Annotated in this window: 11 protein-coding genes and 1 pseudogene; 8 read left to right on the top strand and 4 right to left on the bottom strand. The window is 64.2% G+C overall.

All coding sequences use genetic code 11. The annotated features are described in order from the left end of the window. A partial coding sequence (locus tag H8A95_RS14175) for a caspase family protein (protein ID WP_229183691.1) occupies nt 1-867 on the bottom strand: 867 nt, incomplete at its 3' end. 374 nt (nt 868-1,241) lie between these two features. Between H8A95_RS14175 and H8A95_RS14170 the strand changes: the two genes are divergently transcribed. Both H8A95_RS14170 and H8A95_RS14165 read left to right on the top strand, forming a co-directional pair. Continuing rightward, on the top strand, nt 1,242-2,048 hold the full coding sequence (locus H8A95_RS14170; RefSeq protein ID WP_050631102.1) for an N-acyl homoserine lactonase family protein: 807 nt from the start codon (nt 1,242-1,244) through the stop codon (nt 2,046-2,048). Nucleotides 2,049-2,071: 23 nt separating this feature from the next. Beyond that, entirely contained in the window at nt 2,072-2,992 is a 921-nt protein-coding gene (locus H8A95_RS14165; RefSeq protein ID WP_338027847.1) for an NAD(P)-dependent oxidoreductase, read from the top strand. A 197-nt stretch (nt 2,993-3,189) separates the two neighbouring features. Here H8A95_RS14165 and H8A95_RS14160 read toward each other — a convergent pair whose 3' ends face one another. After that, nucleotides 3,190-3,639, bottom strand: a complete 450-nt coding sequence (locus H8A95_RS14160) for a MarR family winged helix-turn-helix transcriptional regulator (RefSeq protein WP_229183694.1) — start codon at nt 3,637-3,639, stop codon at nt 3,190-3,192. 276 nt (nt 3,640-3,915) lie between these two features. On the opposite strand from H8A95_RS14160, the gene H8A95_RS14155 reads away from it, so the two are divergent. From H8A95_RS14155 to fahA, 5 genes are all read left to right on the top strand, one after another. Continuing rightward, nucleotides 3,916-5,544: an FAD-dependent oxidoreductase gene (locus H8A95_RS14155; RefSeq protein ID WP_229183689.1), complete on the top strand. Its 1,629-nt coding sequence runs from the start codon at nt 3,916-3,918 to the stop codon at nt 5,542-5,544. A gap of 9 nt (nt 5,545-5,553) precedes the next feature. Then, nucleotides 5,554-5,787 carry a DUF2783 domain-containing protein gene (locus tag H8A95_RS14150; protein WP_229183688.1) on the top strand — a complete coding sequence of 78 codons (234 nt, stop codon included), beginning with the start codon at nt 5,554-5,556 and terminating at the stop codon, nt 5,785-5,787. 28 nt (nt 5,788-5,815) lie between these two features. Continuing rightward, on the top strand, nt 5,816-6,772 hold the full coding sequence (locus H8A95_RS14145) for an MBL fold metallo-hydrolase (RefSeq protein ID WP_229183687.1): 957 nt from the start codon (nt 5,816-5,818) through the stop codon (nt 6,770-6,772). Continuing rightward, entirely contained in the window at nt 6,772-8,118 is a 1,347-nt protein-coding gene (gene hmgA / locus H8A95_RS14140) for a homogentisate 1,2-dioxygenase (RefSeq protein WP_229183686.1), read from the top strand. Before H8A95_RS14145 ends, hmgA begins: the two co-directional genes overlap by 1 nt. Before the next feature lie 148 nt (nt 8,119-8,266). Then, nucleotides 8,267-9,538 (top strand): fumarylacetoacetase, encoded by a 1,272-nt coding sequence (gene fahA, locus H8A95_RS14135; protein WP_229183685.1) that lies wholly within the window; start codon nt 8,267-8,269, stop codon nt 9,536-9,538. 100 nt (nt 9,539-9,638) lie between these two features. Here fahA and H8A95_RS14130 read toward each other — a convergent pair. After that, a pseudogene (locus tag H8A95_RS14130) lies at nt 9,639-9,949 on the bottom strand (DUF1272 domain-containing protein). 287 nt (nt 9,950-10,236) lie between these two features. Beyond that, nucleotides 10,237-10,713, bottom strand: coding sequence for an Lrp/AsnC family transcriptional regulator (locus H8A95_RS14125; protein WP_229183684.1), 477 nt, complete (start codon nt 10,711-10,713; stop codon nt 10,237-10,239). A gap of 122 nt (nt 10,714-10,835) precedes the next feature. Between H8A95_RS14125 and hppD the strand changes: the two genes are divergently transcribed. Next, complete coding sequence (gene hppD, locus H8A95_RS14120; protein ID WP_229183683.1) at nt 10,836-11,954, top strand: 4-hydroxyphenylpyruvate dioxygenase; 1,119 nt, start codon at nt 10,836-10,838, stop codon at nt 11,952-11,954. Nucleotides 11,955-12,085: the final 131 nt, after the last annotated feature.

The following is a 12,085-nucleotide window of genomic DNA, read 5'->3' as shown; positions in this document are numbered from 1 at the left end:
CGCGACCGGCGGCGCCGTCGCGACCTCGGTTGACGGCGATGCGGTCGGCGCGGCCGCAGCATTTGGCGATCCCGGCGCGCCGCTTGGATTGGCTGCGCCGACTGGATTGGCTGCGCCGCCCGGAATGAACGAGAAATCCTCGGCCAGTGACGACGAGATCCACGGCACCTGTTCCTGCCGCGAGGCCCGGGTGACGCCGACGCGGGTGCGGTTCAGCGTCTCCTCGGCCATCAGATCGGGGGTGCGGATCTCCTTCAGGAGTTCCCGCACGAACAGGCTGCGGTCGCTCCCATTGTCCGAGACCACGGACGACAGCGCGGCCGAATACATCACCAGTGTTCCATTCGGTGCGATCACCGGAGCGAGGCCCGCCGAGAAGCTGCGGAAGCGGCGCTCGAACGGGTTGCGCCTGGAGGCGTCGATCAGGGCGAGCTTCACCCCGGCGCCGCGGCTGTTGATCTCGCCGAGCACGGTCTCGAGGCTGAAGCCGTCGCGGCGTACATCGGCCTCGGCCCAGATCTGCGCATCGATCGGGATCATGTAGCTCTGCCGGTTCGACTGGATGCCGTAACCCGAGAAGAAGACCAACGCGACCGAGCCGGGCTTGATCTTGCCATAGAGCCGGTCGAAGGCGCGGCGCATGCCGTCGCCGGTCAGGTTTTCGCCGACCTCGACGGTGAAGCCATCGCGCTTGAGCTCGTCGGCGACGTCACGCGCGTCGTTGACCGGCTCCTTCAGCGGCGCATCGGCGTCGGGATATTTGGCGTTGCCGATGACCAGCGCGAAACGGTCGCCGGCGGCGAAGCACAGGGTGGGCGACGCGATTGAAAAAATCAGCGTGGCGAGCAAGGCAAGGCGGATTTTCATAATCGCGGCAAATCCAGATCGCGGCATTCCAGTGAAATGGCGCCGCTTCCAGCCTGCGCCACGGGGACCTTACTCTAGCGAAATCGCATTATCAAACCACGGCCAAACCCCCGTCAACGGCCTGCGGCAGCATCGTTTATCGCAGTGACATCAGCGGGACCGCAGTGCAACAGCGCGCGGTCATGGCGGCCATCGCCGTCGTGGCATGGTGCCGGCTCCTGCGAGCCGATAATGTGATTGCACTCACAGTGGCTTGGGCTGTCCTGTTGTCATGCGCTCGTCGCACTCCGCGCGGTTTGACCTTTGCGCGAGGCGATGGCTTTGTGTTCGGGACGGCAAGCCATTCAACAAGACCGCAAACAAGAGCGAAACCGATGGGAAACGCCTACGAGATCTACGCCCTGCGCTATGCGACGATGTCGCCGCGCACGCCCCACCTCAACTTCCTGGTGCCCGATCCGCATGACACCACGGCGCAGGATCTCGATTATTTCGTCTGGCTGATCCGCGGCCATGGCCGCGACATCCTGGTCGACACCGGCTTCAACGCCGAGGAGGCTAAGGCGCGCGCCCGCAAGCTGACGCTTAACCCGGTCGACGCGCTGGCCGGCTTCGGCGTCAGTGCCGATGCGATCCGCGACGTCATCGTCACCCATCTGCATTACGACCACGCCGGCAATCTGGATCGCTTCCCGAACGCCAAATTCCATCTGCAGGAACGCGAGATGAGCTACGCGACCGGCCGCTGCATGTGCAACGGCATGCTGCGCCATCCGTTCTCGATCGAACATGTCACGCAGATGGTGCGCCACGTCTATGGCGAGCGCGTCACCTTCCATTCAGGGGATGGCGAGATCGCGCCCGGCGTCACCGTGCATCGCGTCGGCGGCCATTCCGATGGCTTGCAGGTGGTGCGGGTCGAGACCGCGCGCGGTCCGGTCGTGCTGGCGTCCGACGCCGCGCATTACTATGCGAACCTGCACAAGAAGAGCCCGTTCCCGATCGTCTACAATGTCGGAGACATGGCGCAGGGCTGGGAGACGGTCGAGCGGCTCGCCGGTCATCCCGACCGCTTCATCCCCGGTCACGATCCGATCGTCAGCGAGATCTATCCGCGCGCCAGCGACAAGGTCGATGCGTTCGCGCTGCATCTGGCGCCGTCGCGGTCGTTCGCGAAATAGCCTCGCCGATCCCGGCGGGGCCCATCCGTAACACGTCAAGAAACGTCAAAAGAAGAAGCGATATGACTGATCATAAAACTCTCGGGTTCATCGGCCTCGGCGTGATGGGTGAGCCGATTTGCCGCAACCTGGTCAAGAAGAGCGGCAAGCGCGTCGTGGTGTTCGACCTTTCGGCCGAACCGCTGGAGCGCGTGCGCGCAGACGGCGCCGAGATCGCCGGCTCGGTCGCCGATGTCATCAAGCAGAGCGATGTGCTGTTCCTCTGCCTGCCGAGCGCCAAACACGTGCGTGCGGTGTTCGAAGGCGACGGCATTCTGAAGAATGCGAGGGCCGGCCAAATCGTGGTCGATCTCGGCACGTCTTCGGTCGGCCAGACCCGCGATTTCGCCGGTCAGTTGCAGGCCAAGGGCGCGGCCTGGGCCGATGCGCCGATCGCGCGCACCCGGCAGGCGGCGCAGGACGGCACGCTTAGCGTGATGGTCGGCGCGGTGCCCGCGCTCTATGCCGCGATCGAGCCGCTGATCCGCTGCTTTGCCACCGACGTCACCAATTGCGGCGATGTCGGCGCCGGGCAGGTGACCAAGATCCTCAACAACATGGTGCTGTTCGAGACCGTGAACGCGCTGTCCGAGGCCGTCGCGGTCGCGAAGCACAATGGCGTCGATCCGAAACTGCTGCTGGAAACCCTGTCGAAGGGCTCGGCCGACAGCTTCGCGCTGCGCAACCACGGCATGAAAGCGATCGTGCCCGGCGTATTTCCGGAGCGCGCATTCTCGACCGAATATGCGCTGAAGGATCTGTCCTACGCACTCGAGCTCGCCGCCGACGCCGGCATCAGGATTCGCGGCGCGGAGCTGATCGGCACGGTGTTGCGGGAAGCGATCGACAAGGGATCGAACGATTATTACTTCCCTGTGATCGCCAAGCATATCGACAGGGCGTAGTGCAATATTTCACGCCGGCATTGCGCGCGTAGTCCCATCACCGTCATGCTGAGGAGGCCGCGCAGCGGCCGTCTCGAAGCACGACGGCCCGACTGTGGCCGTGCATCCTTCGAGGCTCGCCCAGCGACGCAATTGCGCCGCAAGGCTCGCACCTCAGGATGACGGGTTTGGGCGGCTATGCTCGGAAGAGAGCCGCCCTAATACACGTCCTTCGCGTCGGCCTCTTCGCTGGTCTGCACCAACTCGAGGCTGGTCTCGACCTTGCCGAGCAGGCGTCCGAGGTCGCGCCGTTCCTGCGCGGACAGGCAGGACAAGATCTCCTGCTCCTTGCGCAACAGGCCCGGGATCAACTCCTCGTACAGCGCCTGGCCCTTCCTGGTCAGTCGCAGGCGGAATTCGCGGCGGTCGTTGGCGTTCTCGACGCGCTCGACGATTTCGCGTTCCATCAGTGCCGATACCGCGCGGCTGATGGTGGATTTATGCGTGCGGGTGCAATGCGCGATGTATTGCGCGCTGCAAGGATCGCTGCGGAAGCCGAGCGTCGCGAGCACGCGCCACTCCGGAATGTCGAGGCCGTAGCGCGCCTGATATTCGCTAGACAGCGCCGAGGACACCTCGGCCGCCAGCCGGTTCAGGCGGAACGACATGAAATGAAAGAGATCGAGACGCTTCTTCGCCGTCGCGACATCGTCGCGCGCGTCCGCTTCCACGGTGCTGCGCGGCCGGGCTGGAGGCTGGCTTGCAGAGGTCCTGGCCAAAAATTCCTCCAATTTGAGTTGACGTCGGGCCCGACTGGGAGTTTAAGATAGTTGCAAGTGAGACTAATTTAGCAAGGTCGCGGCCGGCTCGCAAGGTCCTGGTCGCAAACCGGTCACACAAGCCGCAGCCAAAAGCCGGCACAAGGGAACATCCAGGGTCACGCAATGGCATCAGCCAATTCGGCACAGGCCAAAACCCAGTTCGGCTATCGCCGCCACCCCGACCAGGAGCGGTCGGGCGCCAATATCGCGGAGCATCCGGTCGTCGTGGTCGGTGCCGGGCCGGTGGGATTGTCGCTCGCGATCGATCTGGCGCAGCGCGGCCAGCGTGTGGTGCTGCTCGACGATGCCGACCGGATCGGCGAAGGCTCGCGCGCGATCTGCTTCTCGAAACGCTCGCTGGAGTTCTGGGATCGCCTCGGCGTCGGCGACCGCATGGTCGAGAAGGGCGTGGTGTGGAGCGTCGGCAAGATTTTCCACGGCGCCTCGCAGCTCTACCAGTTCAACCTTCTTCCCGAAGAGGGGCACAAGCGGCCCGCCTTCATTAATCTCCAGCAGTTCTATGCCGAGGCCTATCTGGTCGATCGGGTCGAGCAGCTGCCTGAGATCGATCTGCGCTGGCGCAACAAGGTGATCGCGCTGGAAAGCCGCAACGATGGCGTCGCGCTGACGATCGCGACGCCTGAGGGCGCCTACCAGGTGCATGCGTCCTTTGTCGTCGCCTGTGACGGTGCCCGTTCCTCGCTGCGGCAGATGGTCGGCGCCGATTTCGCAGGGCAGGTGTTCGAGGACCAGTTCCTGATCGCCGACGTCAAGATGACCGCGGCGTTCCCGACCGAACGCTGGTTCTGGTTCGATCCGCCATTCCATGCCGGGCGCTCGGCGCTGCTGCACAAGCAGCCGGACGACATCTGGCGGATCGATCTGCAACTCAATCCCGATGCCGATCCGGTGGCTGAGAAGCAGCCCGAGAACGTCCGGCCGCGGATCGAGCGCATGCTCGGGCACGACAAGTTCGAGTTCGAATGGATCTCGCTTTACAAGTTCCAGTGCCGCCGGATGGCCAAGTTCATCCATGGCCGCGTGATCTTCGCCGGCGATTCCGCACATCAGGTCTCGCCGTTCGGCGCGCGCGGCGCCAATTCCGGGCTCGAGGACGCCGAGAATCTGGCGTGGAAGCTCGACCGCGTCCTGCGCCGGCTGTCGCCGGAAGGCTTGCTGGAGAGCTATCACATCGAGCGCAGCGCGGCGGCGGACGAGAACATCCGCGAGTCAACCCGCTCGACCGATTTCATGGCGCCGGTGACGAAGCAGGAGGCGCGGCTGCGCCAGGCGGTGCTGTCGCTTGCGAAGGATACCGAGTTCGGCAAGCGCATGGTCAATGGCGGCCGGCTGTCGGTGCCGTCGGTCTACGATACGCCGCTGTCGAGCGGCGATCGCGACGACTGGCGCGGCGGCCCGCGGCCGGGCGCCTCGATGCTGGATGCCCCGGTGACGGAGCCGGGCGGTGGTTCCAGCTATCTGACCGAGGTTTTCATCAGGCAGGGAACGCGCTTCACGCTGCTGGAGTTTGGCAATGGTGCGGCGGCCGATGTGCCTGACGGCGTCGGCTCCATCCAGGTCGGCGGCGAGGGCGGGCTGGTCGACGCACACGGCCTTGCCGGCAAGCGCTACGATGCCGCGCCCGGCACCGCCTATCTGCTGCGGCCGGACGGCTACGTCGCGGCCCGCTTTCGGAACGCGACGCGGCCGGCACTCGATGCGGCGCTGGCGCGCGCATCAGGCGTGAACTGAGGAGCAGTCATGGCGCTGTCGACCAGTTCGAACTTTGCAAAGCCCGATGACGCCTTCCGCGCCATCGTCGAGGCACATCGCGGCCTCACCGAGGCGCAGAGCGCCGATCTCGATGCCGCGCTGGTTCTGGTGCTCGCCAACCACATCGGCGATCTCGACGTGCTGCACGAGGCGATCGCGCTGGCGAAGCGGCGGACGCTGGATACGAGCCAGCAGCAACAACAGCAACAGCAACAACAATAGCACTGATCAAACGAACAGGATTGAACTGATGGCCAAAGGTTTTGCATCGACCACGGATCTCGCGGAAAAGAAGGTCACCTTCTCCGAAATCGGCACCGATCTCTACGCCTTCACCGCCGAGGGCGATCCGAACACCGCCGTCATCGTCGGCGAGGACGGCTGTCTGGTGTTCGACGCCCAGGCAACGCCCGCGATGGCCAACAAGGTGATCGAGCGGGTCAAGACCGTCACCGACAAGCCGATCAAATATGTCGTGCTGTCGCACTATCACGCGGTGCGCGTGCTCGGCGCCTCCGCCTATCACGCGCAGGGCATCGTTGCCTCGCAGGAGACTTATCGGCTGATCGAGGAGCGCGGCCAGCAGGATTGGGATTCCGAATACGGCCGCTTCCCGCGGCTGTTCCAGGATGCCGCGAGCATTCCCGGCCTGACCTGGCCGACGCTGACCTTCGAAGGCGAGATGTCGATCTATCTCGGCAAGCGCGAGGTGCGGCTGATGCAGCTCGGCGCCGGCCACACCTCGGGTGATATCGTCGCCTGGGTGCCGGACGCCGAGGTGATGTTCTCTGGTGACCTGATCGAGTACCACTCGGCCTGCTATTGCGGCGATGCGCATCTGCGCGAATGGCCGATGACCCTGAACGAGATCCGCGCCTTCAATCCGAAGGCGATCGCGCCGGGCCGCGGCGATGCGCTGAAGGGCCTTGAGACCGGACGCGATGCGATCGCGATGACCCGCGATTTCGTCACCACGCTTTACGGTGCGGCGGAGTCTTCCGTCGCCAAGGGCCGCAGCCTGAAGGAATCGATGGCGGCGACGCGCGAGGTGATGGATCCGAAGTTCTCGAAGTTCGCGATCTACGAGCACTGCCTGCCGTTCAACGTTTCGCGCGCCTATGACGAGGCGTCCGGGATCGACGATCCCGTGATCTGGACCGACAAGCGCGACCAGGAAATGTGGGCCGCCCTGCAAGGAGGATCGTGATGAACATCAATACCTCGCCTGATCAGATCGTTCGTGGCTCGGGGCAAGTCACGCCGGGCTACATGTCCGGCTTCGGCAACAGCTTTGAGACCGAGGCACTGCCCGGCGCGCTGCCGATGGGGCGCAACTCGCCGCAGCGTTGCGCCTATGGGCTCTATGCCGAGCAATTGTCCGGCTCGCCGTTCACGGCGCCGCGCGGCACCAATGAGCGCTCGTGGCTCTATCGGATCCGCCCGTCGGTGCGGCATTCCGGTCGCTTCGCCAAGGCCGATGCCGGGCTGTGGCGCACCGCGCCGTGCCACGAATACGACATGCCGATCGCGCAGTTGCGCTGGGATCCGGCGCCGATCCCGAAGGAGGACATGACCTTCCTGCAGGGCGTGCAGACCATGACCACGGCGGGTGATGCCAACACCCAGGCCGGCATGGCGGCCCACGTCTATCTCATCACCAAATCGATGGTCGATCAGCATTTCTACAATGCCGACGGCGAGATGATGTTCGTGCTGCAGCAAGGCAATCTGCGCCTCGTCACCGAGTTCGGCCGCATCGATGCCGAGCCGGGCGAGATCGTGGTGATTCCGCGCGGCGTCAAATTCCGAGTCGAGATTCCGAATGGCCCGGCGCGCGGCTATCTCTGCGAGAATTACGGCGGCGCCTTCACGCTGCCGGAGCGCGGCCCGATCGGCGCCAATTGCCTGGCCAATTCGCGCGACTTCCTGACGCCGGTGGCCGCTTACGAGGATAAGGACACGCCGACCGAGCTCTACGTCAAATGGGGCGGCTCGCTGTTCAAGACCATGTTGCCGCATTCGCCGATCGACGTGGTCGCCTGGCACGGCAATTACGCGCCCTACAAATACGATCTGCGCACCTTCTCGCCGGTCGGCGCGATCGCCTTCGACCATCCCGATCCGTCGATCTTCACGGTGCTGACCTCGCCGTCGGAGACCGCGGGCACCGCGAATATCGACTTCGTGATCTTTCCTGAGCGCTGGATGGTGGCCGACAACACCTTCCGTCCGCCGTGGTACCACATGAACATCATGTCCGAGTTCATGGGCCTGATCTACGGCGTCTACGACGCCAAGCCGCAGGGCTTCGTGCCCGGCGGCATCTCGTTGCACAATATGATGCTGCCGCACGGCCCCGACCGCGAGGCCTTCGAGCATGCCAGCAACGGCGAGCTGAAGCCGGTGAAGCTGACCGGCACGATGGCCTTCATGTTCGAGACCCGCTACTCGCAACGCGTGACCCAACACGCCGCGACCTCATCGACGCTGCAGGACGATTACTCGGACTGCTGGAAGGGACTCGAGAAGAAGTTCGACCCGAACAAGCCGTAGAGTTCAGTCTTCGTCATTCCGGGGCATCGCGAAGCGATGAGCCCGGAATCCATACTCACGATCGTGGTTATGGATTCCGGGCCTGCGCCTGACGGCGCATCCCGGAATGACGCCGGAAATAAAATCCGACCATTTCAGGGACGAGACCATGACCCATCCCAACGACCCAAAACTCCGCTCCTTCATCGACGTCGCGCCGACCTCCGACTTCCCGATCCAGAACCTGCCCTATGGCGTGTTCTCGTCGAAGGACGGGCTCGCGCCGCGCGTCGGCGTTGCGATTGGTGACTATGTGCTCGACCTCTGGGAGCTCGAGCAGGACTCGCGGCTCGATGTCGGGCCGCTCGGCGTGTTCTCGCAGCCCTCGCTGAACGCCTTCATGGCGCTCGGGCCGAAGGTGTGGTCGGCGACGCGGGCGCGGATCAGCGAGCTGTTGCGCTCCGATCATCCCGAGCTGCGCGACAACAGGGAATTGCGGGCGCGGGCGCTGGTGCCGATGGCCGACGTCAGGCTGCACATGCCGTTCGCGGTCTCGGGCTACACCGACTTCTATTCGTCGAAGGAGCACGCCACTAATGTCGGCGTCATGTTCCGCGGCAAGGACAATGCGCTGCAGCCGAACTGGCTGCATATGCCGATCGGCTACAACGGCCGCGCCTCGACGGTCGTGGTCGGCGGCACCAAGGTGCGGCGGCCGCGCGGCCAGCTGAAGCCGCCGACCGCTGACGTGCCGAGCTTCGGTCCCTGCAAGCGGCTCGACTTCGAGCTGGAGATGGGGGTCGTCGTTGGGCAGGCATCGCCGATGGGCGAGATGCTCACCGAGAAGCAGGCCGAGGAGATGATCTTCGGCTTCGTCATCCTCAACGACTGGAGCGCACGCGACATCCAGCAATGGGAATACGTACCGCTCGGGCCGTTCCAGGCCAAGGCGTTCGCGACCTCGATCTCGCCGTGGGTGGTGACCCGCGAGGCGCTGGAGCCGTTCCGCATGCAGGGCCCGAAGCAGGAGCCGGAGCCGCTCGCCTATCTCAAGCAGACCCAGCCGAATAATTACGACATGCAGCTCGACGTCGCCTTGCGCGCCGGCTCGATGAACGAGGCGAAGACGATCTGCAGCACCAACTTCAAATACATGTACTGGTCGTCGGTGCAGCAGCTCGTGCACCACGCCTCATCCGGCTGCGCGATGAATGTCGGCGATCTCTTGGGGTCCGGCACGATCTCCGGTCCCGAAAAGCACCAGCGCGGCAGTCTCCTGGAAATCAGCTGGAACGGCACCGAGCCGGTGGAGCTCGCCAGCGGCGTCACGCGCTCGTTCCTCGAAAACGGCGACTCGCTTGTGATGCGCGGCTGGTGCCAGGGCGACGGCTATCGCGTCGGGTTCGGCGAGGTCGAGGGTACCATCGTCGCGGCGGAGTGACGCATCCGTCATTGCGAGCGAAGCGAAGCAATCCATCGATCCGCGTATGTCAATGGATGGATTGCTTCGTCGCTTCGCTCCTCGCAATGACGAAGAAAGCTCAACGATCCTCCGGCCTGATATCCCTCAGCCGCGCCGTGTGCGCCGCGCAGTCCTCAAGGCTGTATTTCAGATGCACCCGCTGGTCCGACGGCGGCTGGTTCACGGTGCAGACACCCGTCCGCCATGCCTTGGCGGGGCGGATCGGCCGCGGCGCAAAGCCGCCGCCGCAGTTCGGGCAGACATTGCCGAGCTTGGTCTCGGCGCAATCCGCACAGAACGTGCATTCATAGGAGCAGATCCGCGCGTCAGCGCGCTCGGTGGCAGGTCCTTGTCGCAATATTCGCAGTTCGGTCGCAGCTGCAGCGCCATGATCGTCCCTCAACATCTTGCCGCGACACCGCTGCACCTCTCCCCTTGTGGGAGAGGTCGGATCACATCGCAAGATGTGATCCGGGTGAGGGGTCGCGGTCTCTCGACAGAGTGTGCCCGGCGGAGAGAACCCCTCACCCCAACCTCGAGAGCGAGCTTCGCTCGCCTCGGACTCCCACAAGGGGAGAGGGAGCCCGCCGCCGTTGTCGCAGCATTGAACCAATTCAAACAGATGATCGCAGGCCAAGCCGCAAAAGCGAATGACGGAATTCCCTCGATTTGAGCCATCACGCCTGTAGCGATTTCAGCGGCAGCCTGGTGCTCTCCTTCAGGCGATCGAGCACGATCGATGAGCGCACATGCGCCACGCTCTGGTGCGGCATCAGCACATTGTTGACGATGTCGGACAGGCTCTTGAGGTCGCGCAGCATCACCTTGAGCACGTAGTCGGCATCCCCGGTCAGCGCATAGGCCTCCTGGATGTCGTCGACGCGGTTGACCAGCTCGCGAAACCGCTTGGCGTTGTCGGGCGAGTGGGTCGCCAGCGTAATGTGGATGAAGGCGATCAGGCCGAAGCCGAGCGCCTCGCCGGCAAGGTCGGCGTGGTAGCCCGCGATCACCTTCTCCTCCTCCAGCCGCATCCGCCGCCGCGAGCATTGCGAGGCCGACAGCCCGACGAGCTCGGCCAGCTGCTGGTTGGTCAACCGGCCGTCGTCCTGCAGCGCGGCGAGCATTCTGAGGTCGAAGGTGTCGACTTCTGGCATGCGTAAAATGTCCATTTCATGCACGGATCGTGCGCGATTCTAGCAAATCGATGGCCATTTTGCACGCACGTTGCGCGGCAGGTGACGGAAACTGATCCCAGACAAATCAGGGAGTTGCCGCCATGGGTCCGTTTCCGCACGATGCGCCGCCGGCCGAAATCAGCGCCGAGAACCCGATGGGCACCGACGGCTTCGAGTTCGTCGAATATGCCCACCCCAATCCGGCGGAACTGCATGCCCTGTTCAAGCTGATGGGCTTCGTTGCGGTCGCCCGCCACCGCACCAAGGCGATCACGGTCTATCGCCAGGGCGACATCAACTATCTCGTCAATGAGGAGCCTGGTAGCCACGGCTTCGACTTCGTTGCCGCGCACGGCCCCTGCGCGCCGTCGATGGCGTTCCGCGTGGTCGATGCGAAGCAGGCCTATGAGCGCGCGATCGCGCTCGGCGCGGAGCCGGCGGATGTCTCGTCCGCAGCGAAGACGCTCGACGTGCCCGCGATCAAGGGCATCGGCGGCAGCCTGCTGTATTTCGTCGACCGCTACGGTGCCAAGGGCTCGGCCTATGATGCCGAGTTCGAATGGTTAGGTGCCGCCAACCCACGTCCCGCGGGATCCGGCCTTTATTACATCGATCACCTCACCCACAACGTCCATCGCGGCCGCATGGATGTCTGGACCGGCTTTTATGCAAAACTGTTCAACTTCCGTCAGATCCGCTTCTTCGACATCGAGGGCCGTGCATCCGGCCTGTTCTCGCGCGCACTGACCAGCCCGGACGGCAAGATCCGGATTCCGATCAACGAGGACGCCGGCGATTCCGGGCAGATCGAGGAATATCTCAACATCTATCACGGCGAAGGCATCCAGCACATCGCCTGCGGCGCGCGCGATATCTATGCGACAGTCGAGACGCTGCGCGCGGACGGCCTGCCGTTCATGCCGTCGCCGCCCGACACCTATTTCGAGCGGATCGACGCCCGCCTGCCCAAGCATGGCGAGGACCTCGCGCGGCTGCAGGGCAACGGCATCCTGATCGACGGCGAAGGCGTGGTCGAGGGCGGCCAGACCAAGGTGCTGCTGCAAATCTTCTCGGCGAACGCGATCGGGCCGATCTTCTTCGAGTTCATCCAGCGCAAGGGCGACGACGGCTTCGGCGAAGGAAACTTCAAGGCGCTGTTCGAATCGATCGAGGAAGACCAGATCCGCCGCGGCGTGTTGAAGGTCGATCACGCGGCTTGAAGCCGTCGTCGAGGTGCCACGCTAGCGCACAGCAAGAGGTGTCGTCCCTGCGAAAGCAGGGACCCATACCGCGGAATCTATCGAGAGTGTCGGATTGTAGTTCCGCGGAAAAAGCCGCGGGCTACAACCGC

The organism is Bradyrhizobium oropedii (assembly GCF_020889685.1).
GTDB classification, from domain to species: domain Bacteria; phylum Pseudomonadota; class Alphaproteobacteria; order Rhizobiales; family Xanthobacteraceae; genus Bradyrhizobium; species Bradyrhizobium oropedii.
Note: the sequence above shows the minus strand (reverse complement) of the source record. Positions and strands in the feature narration are given on the sequence as shown.

Bases quoted from the DNA above. Each gene is read 5' to 3' on its own strand.
- fahA (WP_229183685.1), top strand. From the start codon at position 8,267: ATGACCCATCCCAACGACCCAAAACTCCGCTCCTTCATCGACGTCGCG.
- H8A95_RS14150 (WP_229183688.1), top strand. From the start codon at position 5,554: ATGGCGCTGTCGACCAGTTCGAACTTTGCAAAGCCCGATGACGCCTTC.
- H8A95_RS14170 (WP_050631102.1), top strand. From the start codon at position 1,242: ATGGGAAACGCCTACGAGATCTACGCCCTGCGCTATGCGACGATGTCG.
- H8A95_RS14160 (WP_229183694.1), bottom strand. From the start codon at position 3,639: ATGTCGTTCCGCCTGAACCGGCTGGCGGCCGAGGTGTCCTCGGCGCTG.
- hmgA (WP_229183686.1), top strand. From the start codon at position 6,772: ATGAACATCAATACCTCGCCTGATCAGATCGTTCGTGGCTCGGGGCAA.
- H8A95_RS14125 (WP_229183684.1), bottom strand. From the start codon at position 10,713: ATGCCAGAAGTCGACACCTTCGACCTCAGAATGCTCGCCGCGCTGCAG.
- hppD (WP_229183683.1), top strand. From the start codon at position 10,836: ATGGGTCCGTTTCCGCACGATGCGCCGCCGGCCGAAATCAGCGCCGAG.
- H8A95_RS14155 (WP_229183689.1), top strand. From the start codon at position 3,916: ATGGCATCAGCCAATTCGGCACAGGCCAAAACCCAGTTCGGCTATCGC.
- H8A95_RS14145 (WP_229183687.1), top strand. From the start codon at position 5,816: ATGGCCAAAGGTTTTGCATCGACCACGGATCTCGCGGAAAAGAAGGTC.